Origin of the sequence: Blautia luti (assembly GCF_013304735.1) — a bacterium.
Lineage (GTDB): Bacteria > Bacillota > Clostridia > Lachnospirales > Lachnospiraceae > Blautia_A.
Genome location: NZ_JAAITI010000008.1, coordinates 91,754 through 109,981, shown reverse-complemented (window position 1 = coordinate 109,981; position 18,228 = coordinate 91,754). Strand labels below are relative to the sequence as shown.

Sequence of the window (18,228 nt, the reverse complement as noted above, 5' to 3'; positions counted from 1 at the left end):
ATCCTCCTGAAAGGCTTCGAAAAATTTTATTTGATGCGGAAAAGTTTCTGGCCGTATTCCACCGGCTGTCCGTTTTCCACATAGATCTCTACGATCTCGCCGTCAAAATCACTTTCGATCTCATTCATCAGTTTCATGGCTTCCACAATTGCAAGAACCTGGCCTTTTTTTACCTTATCTCCTACCTGAACGTAAGGCGGAAGATCCTGGGACGGTGCTGCGTAGAAGGTTCCTACCAGAGGAGAAGTTACCAGGCTGCCGGTCTGGTCGTCTGATTTCTGCGGTGCGGGTTTTGACTGCTCAGTGCTTTGTGCGGATGCAGTATTCACTGCCTGTGTTTCTGTTGCATCTTTTCCACCGGCCATTCCTGCTGCCGGAATGTTTTCCACAGTTTCCCCCATAACACCCTGGATAACCTGTGGTTTTCCGTGTTCCATGCTCAAAGTCAGATCTGCTGTCTCGTAAGTAAAAGCGGTAAGTTCTGATGCCGATACGTGATCGATCAGTTCAAGGATCTGGTTAAATTCCATGATTTCACTCCTCCTCATACTTCTTTACAAGCAATGTTCCGTTGTGTCCTCCAAAGCCAAGGGAATTGCTCATTGCATAGCGCACTTCCTGTTCTGCCGGAGCGCCGATCATATAGTTGAGATCCAGCTCTTCCTCTGTCTCTTTTGTTCCCACTGTCTGGTGGATAAAGCCGTCCAGAATGGATTTCACGCATACGATAAATTCAACAGCTCCTGCTGCTCCCAGAAGATGTCCTACCATGGATTTTGTGGAGTTGATCTTCACTTTTTTTGCCGCATCCTGAAATGCAAGTTTGATGGCTCTTGTCTCAAACAAGTCATTGTGATGGGTTCCGGTTCCATGGGCGTTGATGTAGTCCACTTCTTCTGGGGAAACACCAGCTTCTTTCATGGCATTTTCCATGGCACGGGCAGCGCCGCTTCCGTCCTCAGCCGGAGATGTGATATGAAAAGCATCTGCAGTTGCGCCGTATCCCACAACTTCTGCCAGGATATGGGCGTTTCTCTTTTTCGCATGTTCCAGCTCTTCCAGAACAACCACACCTGCGCCCTCACCCATAACAAAACCGCCTCTGTCTTTGTCAAAAGGAATAGAAGCGCGCAGCGGGTCCTCACTTGTGCTCAGTGCAGTAAGGCTTGCAAATCCTGCGATTCCGATGGGGCAGATGGCTCCTTCTGTACCGCCTGCAAGCATCACGTCCGCATCGCCGTACTGGATGGCGCGGAACGCATCTCCGATACAGTGTGTTCCTGTTGCACATGCAGTTACCACGTTGGTACATTTTCCTTTTGCACCAGTGGCAATGGAAACATTTCCGGCTGCCATGTTTGTGATCATCTTCGGAACAAGAAGGGGATCAACCCTTGAAGGACCTTTTTCCACAAGCTTCTTCTCATTTGTCTCAGTAGCCTGAAGGCTTCCCACACCGGAACCGATGATCACGCCTACCATATACGGATCTTCCTCTTCCATCTTAAGCCCTGCATGTTCCACAGCTTCCAGGGCAGCCGCTACGGCATACTGGGAAAAAGGCTCCATTCTTCTTGCGGTTCTTGGGTCCATGCGGTCTTTTGCCACAAAATTCTTCAGCTCCGCTGCCAGTGTTGCCTTATATCCGGTTGTATCAAAACGGGTGATCGGCCCGATTCCCACTTTTCCTTCTTTTACTCCGCTCCAGAAACTTTCCACATCATTTCCGATCGGTGTTACTGCTCCAAGTCCTGTTACTACTACTCGTCTTTTCATCCATCTGTCCTCCTGGAAACTTTCCCTACATTGCCATTCCGCCGTCTACGCGAAGTACCTGTCCTGTGATGTAACGTGCACCGTCCGATGCCAGAAATGCAGCTGCTTTTGCCACATCTTCTGTAGTTCCCATACTTCCCATGGGGATGGATGCCGCAATATTTTCTTTTACTTTGTCAGAAAGCACGTCCGTCATGTCTGTTTTGATAAATCCCGGTGCAATGGCGTTGACTGTGATTCCTCTGGATGCCAGCTCTTTTGCGGCGGATTTTGTAAGGCCGATGATTCCTGCTTTGGATGCCGCATAGTTGGCCTGTCCTGCATTTCCCCGAAGGCCTACCACCGATGAAAGGCTGATGATCTGGCCGCTTCTCTGTTTCAGCATCATTCTGGACACATGGCGGATGCAGTTGAACGTTCCTTTCAGATTGGTGTCAACAACTCTGGAAAAATCTTCTTCGCTCATCTTCATGAGAAGTCCGTCTTTTGTAACCCCGGCATTGTTTACCAGAATATCAACACGTCCATATTTTTCTGCAATGGCTTTGAAAAAAACTTCGCATGCATCAAAATCTGCCACATTGCACTGCATGATATCTGCTTCACCACCGGCTGCCTCGATCTCTGCCTTTGTTTCTCTGGCCTTTTCTTCTGAGCCGTTATAATTGATCACTACAAGGTTTCCTGCTTTTGCAAGTTCCAGGGCGATGGCTTTTCCGATTCCACGTGCACCGCCTGTTACCACTGCGATTTTTTTCTCTGACATATGAATTCCTTTCTATCTATACCAGTTCCTGGCAGACTTTTTCTGCGTCTTCTACGGTCTGAATGTTATATACTTTTACATTTCTGTCGATCTTTCTCATAAATCCGGCCAGTGTTCTTCCTGGTCCGATCTCCACGAATGTATCCACGCCCTGGCGGATCATGTTTTCCACGCTCTGCTGCCAGCGCACAGAGGAAGAGATCTGTTTTTCCAGAAGTGCTTTTGTTTCAGATGAATGTTCCACATATTCTGCAGTCACATTGGTGACATAGGGGATCTGAAGTTCATGGAGTGTGATATCATCCAGAACTTTTCCCAGTTCTTTTCCTGCTGTGGCAAGCATTGCAGAGTGGAACGGACCGCTGACATTTAACGTGATCACCCTTCTTCCACCGGCTGCTTTCAGCTTTTCGGAAGCTTCAGAAACCGCTTCGCTAAGTCCTGTGATCACGATCTGGCCGGGACAGTTGTAGTTGGCAATACTTACGTCTGCAATGTCTGCAAGCACTTCTTCGATCTTCTCTGTTTCCATTCCCATAACTGCCGCCATGCTTCCCTGTCCTGCCGGAACTGCCTGTTCCATAAGGATTCCTCTTTTTCTGACGGTTGTAATGGCGTCCTTAAGATCCATGCCCCCGGCAGCCTCAATGGCACAGTACTCACCAAGGCTTAACCCTGCGGTTACATCTGGATGAAGTCCCATTTCCTCCACCACTTTTTCCATGGCAAGGCAGGTGGTGACCAGCGCAGCCTGTGTGTACTCAGTAAGATCAAGCTGGTCGTTTTCTTCAAAGCAGAGTGCTTTCATATCCAGATCCAGCCACTTACTGGCCGAATCAAAAACTTCTTTTGCAGTATCGTATTTCTCATAAAAATCTTTTCCCATTCCGGCTTTCTGTGCGCCCTGGCCTGGGAAGATGAATGCTGTTTTTCCCATTTTTTATTCCTCCACAAGAAAACTGTTCTTCTTTACAGCTTCTTTTGTCTCTGCCATCAGTCTTGCCATCAGGTCCTTGCAGGCCGGTACATCTTTTACCATTCCTGCGATCTGGCCGGACATGACGCTTCCTGTTTTTACATCGCCGTCTACAACTGCTTTTCGGAGACCTCCAAGGGTCAGCATTTCCAGTTCTTCAAAAGATGCTCCTGCTGCTTCTTTTTCCAGATATTCCTTTGTCATGGGATTTCTTAAGGTACGGACCGGATGTCCTGTGGTTCGGCCAGTTACTCTTGTATCGATATCTCTGGCTTTCAGAAGGAACTGTTTGTAATTTTCATGTACATTACATTCCTCTGTTGCCACAAAACGAGTTCCCATCTGTACGGCTTCCGCACCCAGCATAAAGGCTGCCGCGATTCCACGGCCGTCTGCAATTCCGCCTGCCGCGATCACCGGGATCTTTACTGCATCCACAACCTGTGGTACCAGCGCCATGGTAGTTGTCTCACCGATATGTCCGCCGGACTCGGTTCCCTCAGCAACCACCGCATCTGCACCGCAGCGCTCCATTCTTCTTGCAAGAGCTACAGATGCAACGACCGGGATCACTTTTACTCCGGCAGCTTTCCATTCTTCCATATATTTCTCCGGGCTTCCGGCGCCGGTTGTTACCACTTTGATGCCTTCTTCCACGACGATCTTCGCAACCTCATCGGCGCTTGGGCTCATCAGCATGATGTTTACACCGAAAGGCTTATCTGTCAGTTTTTTTGCTTCGCGGATCTGCTCACGTACCCATTCCGCCGGTGCGTTTGCTGCTGCGATCAGTCCCAGGCCGCCTGCCTCGGATACTGCTGCCGCAATGTGATGGTCTGCCACCCAGGCCATACCGCCCTGGATAATTGGATATTCGATACCAAGTAATTCTGTCACTCTTGTTTTCATTTTTTACCTCCGGGAAATTGAGTCAGGCGGATATTTGCAACCCGCTTTTCTTCTTGCTCATAGTTTCAACAGTCCGTTAATCGGGACTTTACTTTGTTTGCGTCTAATACTCGATCAGGCTCGCGCCATATGTCAGCCCGCCACCGAATCCTGCAAGAACCAGTTTGTCGCCCTTTTGCAGTTTTCCGCTTTTTTTTACCTCATCCAGAAGAATGAGAAGGCTTGCGGAAGACGTATTGCCGTATCTGTCCATGTTCATGGGAAATTTGGAAATGTCTTCGCCCAGCCGCCTTGCCGCGGAGCGGATGATCCGCTCATTTGCCTGGTGAAGAAGATAATAACGGATGTCCCCATAAGAAATCTTTTCTCTGTAAAGAAGGGTTTTTATAGCTTCCGGTACTTTGGACACTGCAAAGGTAAATACTTCTTTTCCATTCATCTGTATGTAGGTTTCTTTTGCTTTCGGGTCATTTTCGTAACAGATCTGATTTCTGCTCTGCAGGGTAAGTGCGCCGCCTTTTTTTCCAATGGAATGGGTTACCTGTGCATATCTGCCGCCCTCTTCTGCTCTCAGTACAACTGCTCCTGCGCCATCTCCGAAAAGAATACAGGTGCCACGGTCTGTCCAGTCCGTTAAACCGGACAGTTTTTCCGCACCGATCACAAGGGCATTCCGGTAAATCCCCTGAGCCAGGTATGCCTGTGCGGTGTTTAAGGCCAGAAGAGATCCTGTACAGGCTCCGTTCAGATCAAAGCAGGTGGCATTTTCCGCGCCGATCCGCTCCTGTACACCACATGCCACACAGGGCATGATCTCTGTGGGAGAAATGGTGGCCACAAGAATCAGGTCGATCTCTTCCACATCCATTCCTGCATCTTCCACTGCCCGCAATGCCGCCTGCGCTGCCATTGTCACAGTGTCTTCCTCTTCTTTTGCAATATGTCTCTGTACCACACCGGTTCTTTCCCTGATCCATTCATCACTGGTTTCCACCATTTTTGCCAGATCGTTGTTATCCCACACTCTGTCCGGTGCCCAGGAACCAGTTCCACATATTTTACCTGTCATATTTTTCTCCATGATATCTGTCGTCAAGCAGTCTGTATAAATCTGTACTGCTGTTCTCTGAATTATCTTTTATCTTAAAATATTTTGATTATCAAATTATATCATCATAAAAGTATTTGTCAAGAAGGAAATTTCTAACAGAATTCCGATCTGGTATTAATGAAATTTTGTGCTATGATAAGAATGTTGTATAGAAAGAGAGTGTGATAAGAAATGAAAAAAGATATATTCCTCCGGATTGTCTTCTATGCCGCCGGCCTTCTGATCCTGGCGCTGGGGATCATCCTTAACACCAAATCGGGTCTTGGTGTCTCCCCGATTATTTCTGTGGCCTACAGTATTGCCACCATTGGCGGATTTAACTTTGGTAATATTACTTTTCTTTTGTATTCCGCATTTGTTGTGGTTGAGATTGTTTTACATATCTTCCGGAATCAGAGATATTCCAGAGAAGCGGATGGTGCCATTGCTCCGGCAGCACACCGGGATTTGAAACTGGTACTTTTGATGGATCTTCTGCAGCTGCCCTTAAGCCTTGTATTCACACGTTTTATGAACCTTTTTTCCGCTCTGCTGCCAGCTCCGTCCGACAATATGTTATCCAGGCTTCTGATCCTTGCCGCCGGAATCATCCTTACCGGTATCGGTGCCGCAATGTCTCTGAACATGCGTATCATCCCCAATCCGGGAGACGGGATTGTACAGGCTATTTCCGACTGTGTTGGAAAATCTGTTGGCTTCACCAAGAACTGCTTTGACCTCTTTAATATCTGCCTTACTACTTTCATTGGTCTGATCTTCGCTCATAAGCTGATCGGTATCGGACTTGGAACTGTCATCGCCGTACTTGGCGTAGGACGCGTGATCGCAGTATTTAATCATCATTTTTTCTTTCTACTTCATCGCCCACTGCGCCAGACACACCGCACCGATCTGCACAAGCAGTATCACCGGTACGCCGACCGCAAATTTGGCCTTGCGTGTTTTGTGGTGAAAAAATCTCATACCTAAGATAGCTCCGGCACTGCCACCGATGACAGCGCTTAAGATCAGAGTCTTCTCCGGAATTCTCCACATATTGCGGCGGGCATTCTGCTTGTCGATACCGAAAAGCACAAAAGCCAGGATATTGACCGCAAGCAGATAATAATATATGTAATTGTTCATGTTTTTTCTCCTGATTCAGTGTCCTGTATTTTGGACTTTATAATTTTATGATCAGTACCGGTATCGGCGGATTATTGGGCCGGTTTGCATATTCCGACCGGATCACCAGATATTTATGCGGGTCCAGCTGACGGACAAATGCAAGCATCTCATCCCTCTCCTGAAATCCGGTATCCCCTCCACTGTAAATGCAAAGTGTCATAAGACCACCTTTTTTCAGAAGTGTAAGGCCGCTTTCCACTGCCCGTTTGCTGCTGTCCGCTCTGGTTGCCACCGAATGGTCTCCTCCTGGAAGATATCCCAGATTAAAGGTGATACAGGATACGGTTTCCATTTCTGCATAGGCAGCCATATTCTCATGGGAATCCAGGATCAGCCGATAATTCTCCGGGCAGTTGTCTTTTTTCAGGCGCTCTTCCGTGTGTTCCAGTGCCTGTTTCTGAATATCAAACGCAAGAACATGTCCCTTTTCTCCCGCAAGTCTACTTAACAGTGCAGTATCATTTCCGTTCCCCATGGTTGCATCAATACAGATATCTCCCGGCATGACCTGCTGCCGGATAAAGCTTTGCGTGTATGCGGTGATCTGAAGATTTTTCATAATTCATGATAATACGGGCAGATATCTTCATAATGTCCGTCCTTCATACGGAAACCCTTCGGGATCACCCCAAGCTGTGTAAATCCAAGTCTCTCATAAAGATGTCTTGCGTGGACATTGCAAGCCACAACCGCATTAAACTGAAGTACGCCAAAACCGTGCTCTTTTCCCTGTACCAGGCAGTCTGATACCAGCTTTTCTCCAATATGAAGGCCTCTGGAATCCCGGCTTACCGCATAGCTGGCATTGCAGATGTGACCGCATCTTCCGATGTTATTTGGATGAAGGATGTAAAGGCCGTAAACGTTTTCGCTCTCCTCATCCACGGCTGCCGCTGTATAAGTCTGCTCCGCAAAAAAAGCTTTTCCGGTTTCTTCATTCAGACATTCTTCCTGTGGAAAAGCCACACCATCTTCCACCACTTCATTCCAGATCCGGATCAGATCCGGAAGATCTTTTTCTTCATATTTTCTTACTGTAATATTCATAATGATTGTCTCCTCTATTTAAGTAATTCCACATTCCGCCCGTCTCTTTTAAGCACGCCTTCATCCGAAAGATTTTTGATCTCACGCATCATGGCACTTCGATCCACACTTAAGTACTGGGCCAGTGCGGTGTAGGACATGGGCAGTTTAAATTTTCCGGTGTTTTTCTCTGCAGCCAGAGAATGCAGATAGGCCATCAGTTTCTTCCTGGTGGAAGATCTGGAAAGCATATAGATCCGGTCCGTCTGCTGTCTGGAGCGAAGCGCCGTCATCTGCAGAAGATTGCTGACCATCTGGCTGTGATGATGACAGGCATTTTCGCAGCGCTTGATCACATGCTCATAATCAATAAACATCACCTTCGTCACAGTGGTGGCGCACACATAATAATGCTGAGAATCCGACGGAAGCAAAAACGGTTCGCCAAATACACTGTCCTTATTCAGTTCATCAATGACATACTCATTTCCATCTTCATCACAGCAGTAAAGCACCGCCCGTCCCTCCTGGATCAGCCCGATCTTTTTCATGGAGCTGGAATATTCCATAATGGTTTCTCCATTCTGAAAAACAGCCTCCCGGACTTTGAAACAGACACGCATTCTTTCCTGTTCTTCGGGCAAAATATCCGTAAATAAAGTAATGTGCTCCATGTTTTTCCTCCCTCGCACCAGCCAGATGAACCGTACATGTTTCTGATTTTATAACAGCACAGAAAAAATGTAAAGTCTGGAAAATTTTCCTGTTTTGTTGTATTTGCAACAGTTTTTATCCGCATAATCTGTTATATTTTTATCAAAGTTAAGAAACAAACAAAACACAGTCACATAAATAAATCCACCATAGAAAGAAAAGAGGAATTGCTCATGAAAATCACAGATACCATCAAATATGTAGGCGTTAATGATCATCAGGTTGACCTTTTTGAAGGCCAGTACAAAGTGCCAAACGGCATGTCCTACAACTCCTATGTGATCCTGGACGAAAAAGTTGCGGTTATGGATACCGTAGATGCAAATTTTACCCACGAATGGCTGGATAACATTCAGCAGGTTCTGGGTGACCGGAAACCGGATTATCTGATCGTACAGCATATGGAACCGGACCACGCAGCCAATATCGCCAACTTCATGAAAGTTTATCCGGACACCACCGTTGTTTCCAACAAAAAAGCCTTCGGCATGATGCAGAATTTCTTTGACCTGGATCTGGAAGGCCAGCAGATCACTGTAGATAACGGCGGAACCCTCTCCCTTGGAAAACATAACCTGACTTTTGTATTTGCACCGATGGTTCACTGGCCGGAAGTTATGGTTACTTATGACAGCACAGAAAAAGTCCTTTTCTCCGCAGACGGCTTCGGAAAATTCGGTGCCCTGGATGTGGAAGAGCCATGGGATGATGAGGCAAGAAGATACTTTATCGGTATCGTTGGAAAATATGGCGTACAGGTACAGAACCTTCTGAAAGTAGCCGCAACTCTGGATATCCAGACCATCTGTCCGCTTCACGGACCGGTTCTCACCGAAGATCTTGGACATTACATCAGCCTCTATGATACCTGGTCTTCCTACACACCGGAAGATGACGGAATCGTAATCGCCTACACTTCCGTATACGGCCACACAAAAATGGCAGTCCAGCAGCTTGCTGACAAATTCCGCAGCAAAGGATGTCCAAACGTTGTTGTCTATGACCTTGCAAGAGATGACATGTCTCAGGCACTGAGCGACGCTTTCCGCTACTCCAAACTGGTTCTGGCAACCACCACATACAACGCAAGCATCTATCCGTTTATGAACGACTTTATCACCCGTCTGGTAGAGCATAACTTCCAGAACCGTACCGTTGGACTGATTGAAAACGGTACCTGGGCACCGCTGGCAGCGAAAGTCATGAAAGAGATGCTTTCCAAGTGCAAAAAAATCAACTGGCTGAATACCAACGTTAAGATCATGTCCGCAGTAAACGAAGAAAACCGCAAACAGATGGAAGCCATGGCTGATGAACTCTGCCAGGAATACATTGCCAAAAGCGATGATCTTGCCAACAAGAGTGATATGACCGCTCTGTTCCGCATCGGTTACGGCCTCTATGTGGTAACTTCCAACGATGGCAAAAAGGACAACGGCCTGATCGTCAACACCGTTACACAGCTTACTGACAATCCATACCGCGTAGCTGTCAACATCAACAAGGCCAACTACTCTCACCACGTAATCCAGCAGACCGGTATCATGAACGTAAACTGTCTGTCTACAGAAGCTCCGTTCTCTGTTTTTGAACAGTTCGGATTCCAGTCCGGCAGAAGCACCGATAAATTTGCAGGCCAGAAAGTGAACCACTCTGACAATGGACTGGTATTCCTGGACAAATATATCAATGCTTTCATGTCCCTGAAAGTGGAAAACTACGTAGATCTTGGCACTCACGGAATGTTCATCTGCAGCGTCACAGAGGCCCGTGTTATGAGCGATCAGGATACCATGACTTACACCTACTACCAGAAACACGTAAAACCGCAGCCACAGACTGAAGGCAAAAAAGGCTGGGTATGCAAAGTCTGCGGATATATCTATGAAGGCGATGAACTTCCGGAAGATATCATCTGCCCTCTGTGCAAACATGGCGCTGTGGATTTTGAACCAATCGAAGGATAAAACGAAAATCCCGATAAACGAATTTTATCCGGTTACAACTCCCTTGTTTTTACAAATTATAAACCATCCAAAAAAGACAGGCTCCTTAGCGGCCTGTCTTTTTTGCATTCACATGATTCTTATTTCATCAGTCTGATAACCTGCTCTGCGGTATCTGCCAGATTCAATTTTGCGTTCTCATTTTTCATGGCCTCTTCCAAAGTTACCACTCCGCGGAGGATCGGGAAGAATGCATCAATTCCTGCATCGTTGCAGGCTCTTGCGTCACGCTGTACGGCACCTGCAAAAGCAATCACTTTTTTGCCATATTTCTTTGCAAGCTTTGCCACACCTACCGGCGCTTTTCCCATGGCTGTCTGGCCATCCATACGGCCCTCGCCTGTAATTACAAGATCTGCGTCCTTAATGTAATCCTCAAGTTTTGTCTCGTCCAGTACGATATTGATTCCGGATTCCAGAACTGCATTAGTAAATGTCAGGAATGCAAATCCCATTCCGCCGGCTGCTCCTGTTCCCGGATACACTGGATCTGCTTTTGGAAAACGCTCTTTTGCAAGCTCTGCGTAAGCACCAAGCCACTGGTCCATATCTTTGATCATCTCCGGTGTAGCACCTTTCTGCGGTCCGTAGATGGCACTGCATCCAAGCTCTCCGCAAAGAGGATTTGTTACATCGCAGGCAACACGGAATTTACATTCTGCAAGTTCCGGGATCACATAGGCATCGGTGATCTCCGCGATATCTTTCAGGCCTCTTGCTCCCGGAAGAACCTGTTTTCCATCTTTGTCAAGAAATGCATAGCCAAGTGCCTGCAGCATTCCCACACCGCCGTCATTGGTAGCACTTCCGCCGATGCCCACAATAAATCTGCGGCAGCCTTTTTCGATAGCATCCTTGATCACTTCACCGACACCGTAAGTTGTCGTGTAAAGAGGATTTCTTTTTTCGTCCGGAACCTGTGTGATTCCTGCTGCACCGGCCATCTCGATCACTGCGGTCTTTGTGCTTTCGATGATGCCGTACTCACAGATCACCGGCTCGCCCAGAGGACCGGTGACTTTTACATGCTCTGTTTTTCCGTTCATTCCTGCAACAAGAGCTTCCACCGTTCCCTCTCCGCCATCTGCCAGCGGTCTTACCTGAACCTCCGCGTCTGCGTACACACGATGAATCCCTTCTGCAGCTGCAAAACCTGCCTCCATGGATGTCATGCTGCCTTTAAAAGAATCGATTGCTGTTACTACTTTCATTGTATTTTCCTCCTGTGAAATTTTTTATATAAAGTCAAGCGGATATTCGCAATCCGCATTCGCTGTCTACTATTCTGTTTTTAATCTTAATAAAATCGAGCTTGGATGTATATATTATATATACTATATTTTTCAATAATTTCTGTTTTCTATTGTTATAAGTAACATATCCAATTTGAACCTCTGAAATATATATGATATACTGACCGAAAGAAAGCACATCAACTTTTCCAGGAGGATTCATGATCACACACATCAGCCACACTCTCGCCCAGCAGATCGTCAATACCATCAAGGACGTCTGCAGTTATGATATCAATTTCATCAACTCATCCGGCACCATTATTGCCAGCACCAACTCTGCCCGGATCGGAGCTTTTCATGAAATCGGCCGGAAAGCTGCTGTAACCGGTACTACCATCGAAGTGGCAGAATCCGATAATTTTACAGGAACCCGCCAGGGTATCAACATGCCTCTTTACCATGAAGACCGTCTTTTGGCTGTAATCGGCATCACCGGTTCCCCGGAAAAAGTACGCAAATACGCCTTTCTGGCACAGCGCATCACCAGCCTCCTGATCCGGGAACAGGAACTTGGCCAGTACAGCCGACATCAGGCGGACAAAAAGCAGTTTGTCATCAGTTCCCTGCTCCACGGAGACACCCAGAACCCGGAATATCTTCTGAAATGCCTAAAAGAATTTCAGATCGATCCGGATACACCCAAGCGACTGATCCTGATCCATACATATCCGGCTGCTTCTGGACAAAATTATACCGATTCTGTCAGCGGTTCTGTTCTTTCAGAACACCAGATCCAGAATTTTTTCAAAACTGCCGGGATCACCCTGTACACCTTCCGCTATCCCGGAGATTATCTCGCTGTCGCAGACAATTCCGGTTTTTCTGCGCTTTCCGGAACGCTTCATAATTTCGCAAAGAAACATGCTGACACTCTGGCCATTGCCGTTGGCCGGTCCGTATCGCTGTATCAGCTGGGACTTTCCCTTACTACTGCTGAAACTGCCCTGCGAAGCCTTAGTTTTCACCAGCCTTCTACTGACAACATCTGTGCAGAAAATTACGCAGTTTTCGATGATCTCACTCTGGAAATTGTTCTCTCTTCCGTATCTCCGGAAGACCGTGAAGAATTTTCCGGAAAAACCATTCGTCAGTTATCTTCGGATGAAAAGGAACTTCTGCGAACTTATTTTTCCCTGGAAATGTCCCTGGCCGATACCGCAGAGAAACTTTTTCTCCACAAAAATACTCTCCAATATAAATTAAACCACATTTATAAAAAATGTGGTCTCAATCCCCGGAAATTCCGGGATGCTGTTCTGTTGTATCTGGCGCTGGAAATGGAATAAACAGGCCCATTTTTACAAAAGATTTTTCAGTTCATCCAAATGCTTTATCACATGATCCGCCTTATGTGTCCGTTTCACATTCTCCAGTTCCGCTTCTTCCATCTTCTCCCGGCAGAACCAGCAGGTCTCCATCCCTGCTGCCTGTCCGCCTGCGATATCAGCAGTCAGGGAATCCCCCACGATCATGCATTCTTCTGCTCTGATCCCCGGAAGCTGTTCCAGACAGCGCTCGAAAAAACGTACATCCGGCTTATCCACGCCAATCTTCTCAGACACAAAACAATGGTCAAAATCTTTCAGCATATCGGCTTTTTTCAGCCTGCAGATCTGCTGCTCATAAGGACCGTTGCTGGCTGTGCAGAGGATATATTTTCCCTGCAAATAATCGAGGATTTCCTTTGCTCCCTCCACAGGTACTGCACTGTAAAACAGACACTTCCGAAACAGCATCTCCATGGCCACGCCATCTGCCTCAAGCCCCAGTTTCTTAAGGATTGCCTGCCAGCGCACGTAGGGAAGATCATCCATTGTCAGGATACCCTGTTCGATCTTTTTCCAGATCTGGTCATTCTCCTCCTTGAAAACCGCAAACATTTCCGGCTTATATGTAAGACCTGCATCCTCAAAACAATGCTCCATGCCTTCCTGTGCCGCCGCGTCAAAATCCAGCAGCGTATTATCAATATCCATAAAAACAGCTCTGATCATTTCACTATCCTTTCACATGAAATCCAAACTCATCCTCCAGAGGAATCTCTTTTGCTTCAATTCCCTCAATCTCCACAAAATTCTGCTGAGAAAGGCGTTCTACCATTTCCCGGATTTCTTCTCTGGTTCCCTGCACTTCCATCTCCACACGGTCATCCCAGAGATTTTTTACCCAGCCGGTTAGTCCCATGGACTGTGCAATATAATAAGAGCGGTAACGAAAGCCCACTCCCTGTACTCTTCCTGAAAAATAAAAATGTTTTCGAATCTTTTCCATCTGGCACCTCTTATTTTCTGTCTCAACTATTCCGTTTCTGTATCTCCACCCAAAATCTCCTGCTCCGCTGCAGGAATGTCGTAACAAGATTATATAATAATTCTTTATAAGTTGTAAAGTTATAACCACCTGTCTATTGGAAACCGTAAACATCTGCGTTATAATAGTTTTTATCAGAATAAAAAGAAAACTACTTTCTTTTACAGAAAATATTTTCAACAAAACTTAACATCAGGAGGTAATCATTATGAACGAAAGCATCAAAAACATGCTGGAGCGCAGAAGCATCCGCGCCTACAAAAAAGACCTTGTTCCACAGGAAACTCTGGATGTGATCCTGGAAGCCGGAGAATATTCTCCAAGCGGCATGGGACAGCAGAGTACTCTTATGGTAGTAACACAGGATCCGGAACTGGTTGCAAAACTTTCCAAAATGAACGCGGATGTTATGGGCAGTAAAGCAGATCCGTTCTACGGCGCTCCAACTGTGATCATTGTCTTTTCCGACAGCAAAATGGGCACCTGCGTGGAAAACGGAAGCCTTGTGATGGGAAATCTCATGAACGCCGCTCATGCTCTTGGCGTCGATTCCTGCTGGATCCACCGTGCAAGAGAAGTTTTTGATTCCGAAGAAGGAAAAGAACTGAAGAAACAGTGGGGTGTTCCGGATGAATATATCGGTGTCAGCCACTGTGTTCTGGGATACCGCGACTGCGAGTATCCAACAGCCAAACCTCGTAAAGAGGGCTTTGTGATCCGCGTGTAAACAGTTCAAAAAATAAAAACTTTCATTGCAAATAAAAATCTGACAGATTCCCGCAGAAATCTGTCAGATTTTATTTTCTCTTATTTCAGCGCCTTATCCTTATATCTGGAAATCTCCTCGAGATATTTTTTCCCAAGGTCACTGATATTGACACCTTTTCTGGCAATATAGCCGATGGTCATGATCTCATCGGAATCCAGCTTCACCGCACAGTAATCAGAACCGTTCAGATTTTCACAGATAATGCCGGAACATAGAGTGTATCCGTTAAGTCCTACCATCAGGTTCAGCATGGTGGCCCTGTCATCGGCTTTGATCAGCCGTTTGTACTCATAGGTGCTCAAAACCTCCTCTGCAAAATAAAAGGAATTATTTCCCCCCTGCTCAAAAGACAGGCACGGGTATTCTTTCAGTTCTTCCAGAGTAATCTTCTCACGTTTCGCCAGGGGATGGCCTTTCCACATGTAAACGTAGATCCTGCAGTTGAGAAGTTCGTGAAACTCCAGGCCATATTCGTGAAACATTTTTGTAAGTACTTTTCGGTTAAAATCATTCACATAGAGGATCCCGATCTCACTTTTAAAATTCCGCACATCCTCGATCACCTGATGTGTTTTGGTCTCATGGACCGCAAATTCGTACTCATCCATGCCGAACTGTTTTACCAGCTCCACAAAGGCATTGACTGCGAAAGTATAATGCTGCATGGAAACACTGAACTTTTTGCGGGACTGTTCTTTGGAAATATATTTGGCTTCCATCAGTTCATACTGTTCTACTACCTGCCTCGCATACCCCAGGAATTCTTCCCCTGCGGGCGTTACGGCGATTCCACGGTTTGTTCTTCTGAAGATCTCAACACCTGTCTCCGCCTCCAGTTCCCGGATCGCCGTGGAAAGACTTGGCTGGGAAATATAAAGGCTTTTGGCTGCCTCGTTCATAGATCCGGCTTTTGCAATTGCTATGGTATATCTGAGCTGTGCCAGAGTCATCTGTCTGTATTACCTCCCTGTATTCTATATCAGGCGGATATCTTTCCACCTGGTGTAAAACATTTATTTAAGATAATTTTTATCTACATATCCTTCTTTTCCAAGTTTCGGAACATATACATACCAGTAAGTGCTGTCTTCTTTTTCAATGATCTCAACCGTATCTCCTGTGTTCAGCTGGGCGATCTCATTGTTTTTATCGTAAACTTTTGCACTTCTAAGTGCCAGAAATCCTTTTTCTACCTGAACTGTCATGGTCGGATACGTAACTTCTGATCCACCTGTCAGATAATCTTTATCTACATATCCCGTTTTGTCAAGCTGCGGAACATATACATACCAGTAGTTACTGTCACTGGTATCCTTTACCTGCACCATATCTCCGGTATTCAGACGGCCGATTTCATTGCTGTCATTATATGCTGCCTGATTTCTGAGTGCCAGGTAACCTTTCTCTACCTTTACTGTCCACAGACCACTGTTGTAGATATAGCGGTTATCCACATATCCGGATTTATCCAGCTTCGGGGCATATACATACCAGTAGGTGGAATCGCTGCTGTCTTTTACAAGAACGGTGTCTCCGGTATTCAGACGGCCGATCTCATTGCTGTCATTATATGCTGCTGTATTTCGAAGTGCCAGATAGCCGCTTTTTACTTTTACCGTCCAGGAGTCATTCGTGGCCGTTGTATTTTCCACCACCTGGAGGTAATTTTTGTCCACATATCCGGATTTATTCAGCTTTGGCGAATATGCGTACCAGTAAGTACTGTCTTTTTTGTCCATAACCTCTACCAGATCTCCGGTATTCAACTGGCCGATTTCATTATTTCTGTCAAAAGATTTTTCACTTCTCAATGCCAGATAACCGCTGGTAACCTGCACTTTAAATGTTGTGCCTGCTGCTTTTGCATTCTGTGTTGTAAACAGGAATGCCATTATAAGTGTAAAAATAAAAAGTGCCAGCCATTTCACTGTCTTCTTTTCTGACAGTAAGTTTCTTTTCTCCATAATTCCGCCTCCCTTTCCTTTTGTTAACCGGATATTTGTAATCCGCTTGTTTTATGTTTCATCGATTATCCCTGCACAGGCAGCTGCAGGATTTTATATTAATATTATATCATATTTTTTCCTTTTCTCTGTAAGAACCATGTGTCTGGTCAAGTCCAAATCGGGCTTTCTTTTTTACAGGTCTTGACTTATTAAATTTGCAGTGTTATATTACAGATAGAACAAGAAACCAACGATCCCCGGGGCTGTTTTCCCGGGGCATTTTGTAGGTAAATAAGATTATATAAGGGAAGGTGAATACCATGGCAGTAAAAAGAGATTATTACGATGTTCTGGGCATTGACCGGAACGCAGATGAAAAAACAATAAAAAAAGCATACCGTAAACTGGCAAAAAAATATCACCCGGATACCAACGCCGGTAATCCGGATGCCGCAGATAAATTCAAGGAAGTAAACGAAGCCTACGATATCTTAAGTGACCCGAAGAAGAAAAAAATGTACGATCAGTTTGGCCACGCTGCTTTTGAGGCAGGTGCTGATCCGGGAGCCGGTGCAGGTGCTGGTGGATTCGGCGGATTCCAGAGTAGCGGCAATGGCGGCTATCAGGAATTTCATTTTAACGGTGAAAATATGGACGATATTTTCGGCGATATCTTCGGAAATATGTTCCACGGCAGTCACGGCGGCGGGTTCCACAGCGGATTTGGCGGAAGCGGGTTCCATAGTGGCAGCGGTTTCGGCGGATTCCATCAGCAGGATTTTCCACAGAAAGGCTCCGATGTGAAGGCCAGCATCAACGTTACCTTCGATGAGGCCGCTTTTGGTGCAGATAAAAGGATCTCCCTGTCCAGCCCGGACGGAAGCTCCGGTGCCCCACAGACATTGCAGGTCCACATTCCGGCAGGTATCGATACCGGCAAGAGTATCCGTCTGAAAGGAAAAGGAATGCCTGGAACCGGCGGCGGAGAACCTGGTGACCTGCTTCTGAAAGTTACCGTAGGAACCCGTCCTGGATATGAGCGGAAAGGATCGGATGTTTACACCACCATCTCCATTCCGTACACAACAGCTGTTTTTGGCGGTGAAGCTACCGTTCCTACCCTTTATGGAAATGTAATCTGCAAGATCCGGGAAGGCATGCAGTCCGGTTCTAAGATCCGTCTAAGAGGAAAAGGCATCGTTTCCATGAAGAACCCGTCCATCCGCGGTGACCAGTACGTAACCATCCAGATCCAGGTTCCACAGAATCTGAATTACACCGCCAAAGAGAAACTTCATGAGTATGCAAGGGCATGTGGACTGGAACGGAGTAATGCCAATGGATCGCATGTGGCGTAAATAGTTAGTACCAGGGTCAAGCGGATATTCGCAATCCGCATTCGGTTAAATAAAAAGAGTATCACAGATCTCATCTTTATCCATGAGTTTCTGTGATAC

At 46.3% G+C, this 18,228-nt stretch carries 20 protein-coding genes; 5 read left to right on the top strand and 15 right to left on the bottom strand.

Translation table 11 applies throughout. The features are described 5' to 3' along the window. Positions 1-26: 26 nt before the first annotated feature. From accB to G5B06_RS06635, 6 genes are all read right to left on the bottom strand, one after another. Positions 27-530 carry an acetyl-CoA carboxylase biotin carboxyl carrier protein gene (gene accB, locus G5B06_RS06660; protein ID WP_148446073.1) on the bottom strand — a complete coding sequence of 168 codons (504 nt, stop codon included), beginning with the start codon at positions 528-530 and terminating at the stop codon, positions 27-29. Between the two features lie 4 nt (positions 531-534). Continuing rightward, a complete protein-coding gene (fabF, locus tag G5B06_RS06655; RefSeq protein ID WP_148446074.1) occupies positions 535-1,776 on the bottom strand; it encodes a beta-ketoacyl-ACP synthase II in 1,242 nt (413 codons plus the stop codon). A gap of 25 nt (positions 1,777-1,801) precedes the next feature. Beyond that, positions 1,802-2,542, bottom strand: a complete 741-nt coding sequence (gene fabG, locus G5B06_RS06650) for a 3-oxoacyl-[acyl-carrier-protein] reductase (RefSeq protein ID WP_148446076.1) — start codon at positions 2,540-2,542, stop codon at positions 1,802-1,804. Positions 2,543-2,558: 16 nt separating this feature from the next. Continuing rightward, on the bottom strand, positions 2,559-3,479 hold the full coding sequence (gene fabD, locus G5B06_RS06645) for an ACP S-malonyltransferase (protein ID WP_148446078.1): 921 nt from the start codon (positions 3,477-3,479) through the stop codon (positions 2,559-2,561). Positions 3,480-3,482: 3 nt separating this feature from the next. Next, positions 3,483-4,427: an enoyl-[acyl-carrier-protein] reductase FabK gene (fabK, locus tag G5B06_RS06640; protein ID WP_148446080.1), complete on the bottom strand. Its 945-nt coding sequence runs from the start codon at positions 4,425-4,427 to the stop codon at positions 3,483-3,485. Between the two features lie 103 nt (positions 4,428-4,530). After that, on the bottom strand, positions 4,531-5,496 hold the full coding sequence (locus G5B06_RS06635) for a beta-ketoacyl-ACP synthase III (protein ID WP_148446082.1): 966 nt from the start codon (positions 5,494-5,496) through the stop codon (positions 4,531-4,533). A gap of 213 nt (positions 5,497-5,709) precedes the next feature. On the opposite strand from G5B06_RS06635, the gene G5B06_RS06630 reads away from it, so the two are divergent. Further along, a complete protein-coding gene (locus G5B06_RS06630) occupies positions 5,710-6,507 on the top strand; it encodes a YczE/YyaS/YitT family protein (RefSeq protein ID WP_243278936.1) in 798 nt (265 codons plus the stop codon). Here G5B06_RS06630 and G5B06_RS06625 read toward each other — a convergent pair. Genes G5B06_RS06625 through G5B06_RS06610 form a run of 4 tightly spaced genes read right to left on the bottom strand, consistent with a single transcriptional unit; the run spans position 6,391 to position 8,405 of the window. Next, positions 6,391-6,663 (bottom strand): DUF1294 domain-containing protein, encoded by a 273-nt coding sequence (locus tag G5B06_RS06625; protein WP_173762936.1) that lies wholly within the window; start codon positions 6,661-6,663, stop codon positions 6,391-6,393. The two genes, G5B06_RS06630 and G5B06_RS06625, sit on opposite strands and share 117 nt — an antisense overlap. A 37-nt stretch (positions 6,664-6,700) precedes the next feature. Beyond that, positions 6,701-7,264, bottom strand: coding sequence for a class I SAM-dependent methyltransferase (locus tag G5B06_RS06620; protein ID WP_173762937.1), 564 nt, complete (start codon positions 7,262-7,264; stop codon positions 6,701-6,703). Continuing rightward, positions 7,261-7,752 (bottom strand): GNAT family N-acetyltransferase, encoded by a 492-nt coding sequence (locus G5B06_RS06615; RefSeq protein WP_148446089.1) that lies wholly within the window; start codon positions 7,750-7,752, stop codon positions 7,261-7,263. The genes G5B06_RS06620 and G5B06_RS06615 overlap by 4 nt, the downstream gene beginning before the upstream one ends. A gap of 14 nt (positions 7,753-7,766) precedes the next feature. Further along, entirely contained in the window at positions 7,767-8,405 is a 639-nt protein-coding gene (locus G5B06_RS06610) for a Crp/Fnr family transcriptional regulator (RefSeq protein ID WP_148446091.1), read from the bottom strand. Between the two features lie 213 nt (positions 8,406-8,618). On the opposite strand from G5B06_RS06610, the gene G5B06_RS06605 reads away from it, so the two are divergent. Next, entirely contained in the window at positions 8,619-10,412 is a 1,794-nt protein-coding gene (locus tag G5B06_RS06605; RefSeq protein ID WP_148446093.1) for a flavin reductase, read from the top strand. A 119-nt stretch (positions 10,413-10,531) separates the two neighbouring features. Here G5B06_RS06605 and G5B06_RS06600 read toward each other — a convergent pair whose 3' ends face one another. After that, positions 10,532-11,662, bottom strand: coding sequence for a glycerate kinase (locus G5B06_RS06600; RefSeq protein WP_148446095.1), 1,131 nt, complete (start codon positions 11,660-11,662; stop codon positions 10,532-10,534). A 242-nt stretch (positions 11,663-11,904) separates the two neighbouring features. Between G5B06_RS06600 and G5B06_RS06595 the strand changes: the two genes are divergently transcribed. Then, positions 11,905-13,032: a CdaR family transcriptional regulator gene (locus G5B06_RS06595; RefSeq protein WP_148446097.1), complete on the top strand. Its 1,128-nt coding sequence runs from the start codon at positions 11,905-11,907 to the stop codon at positions 13,030-13,032. Between the two features lie 12 nt (positions 13,033-13,044). On the opposite strand, the gene G5B06_RS06590 is transcribed toward G5B06_RS06595, so the two are convergent. Then, on the bottom strand, positions 13,045-13,740 hold the full coding sequence (locus tag G5B06_RS06590) for a YjjG family noncanonical pyrimidine nucleotidase (RefSeq protein ID WP_173771604.1): 696 nt from the start codon (positions 13,738-13,740) through the stop codon (positions 13,045-13,047). Positions 13,741-13,744: 4 nt separating this feature from the next. Next, positions 13,745-14,017: an acylphosphatase gene (locus tag G5B06_RS06585; RefSeq protein WP_148446101.1), complete on the bottom strand. Its 273-nt coding sequence runs from the start codon at positions 14,015-14,017 to the stop codon at positions 13,745-13,747. Positions 14,018-14,264: 247 nt separating this feature from the next. Here G5B06_RS06585 and G5B06_RS06580 point away from each other — a divergent pair, with 247 nt between their 5' ends. Further along, on the top strand, positions 14,265-14,783 hold the full coding sequence (locus G5B06_RS06580; RefSeq protein ID WP_173771602.1) for a nitroreductase family protein: 519 nt from the start codon (positions 14,265-14,267) through the stop codon (positions 14,781-14,783). 80 nt (positions 14,784-14,863) lie between these two features. Here G5B06_RS06580 and G5B06_RS06575 read toward each other — a convergent pair whose 3' ends face one another. After that, positions 14,864-15,775 carry a LysR family transcriptional regulator gene (locus G5B06_RS06575; protein WP_173771600.1) on the bottom strand — a complete coding sequence of 304 codons (912 nt, stop codon included), beginning with the start codon at positions 15,773-15,775 and terminating at the stop codon, positions 14,864-14,866. Between the two features lie 63 nt (positions 15,776-15,838). Beyond that, positions 15,839-16,789, bottom strand: coding sequence for a hypothetical protein (locus G5B06_RS06570; protein ID WP_243278935.1), 951 nt, complete (start codon positions 16,787-16,789; stop codon positions 15,839-15,841). A 302-nt stretch (positions 16,790-17,091) separates the two neighbouring features. Here G5B06_RS06570 and G5B06_RS06565 point away from each other — a divergent pair, with 302 nt between their 5' ends. Next, positions 17,092-18,129, top strand: coding sequence for a DnaJ C-terminal domain-containing protein (locus G5B06_RS06565; RefSeq protein WP_173771598.1), 1,038 nt, complete (start codon positions 17,092-17,094; stop codon positions 18,127-18,129). The last annotated feature ends 99 nt before the right edge of the window (positions 18,130-18,228 follow it).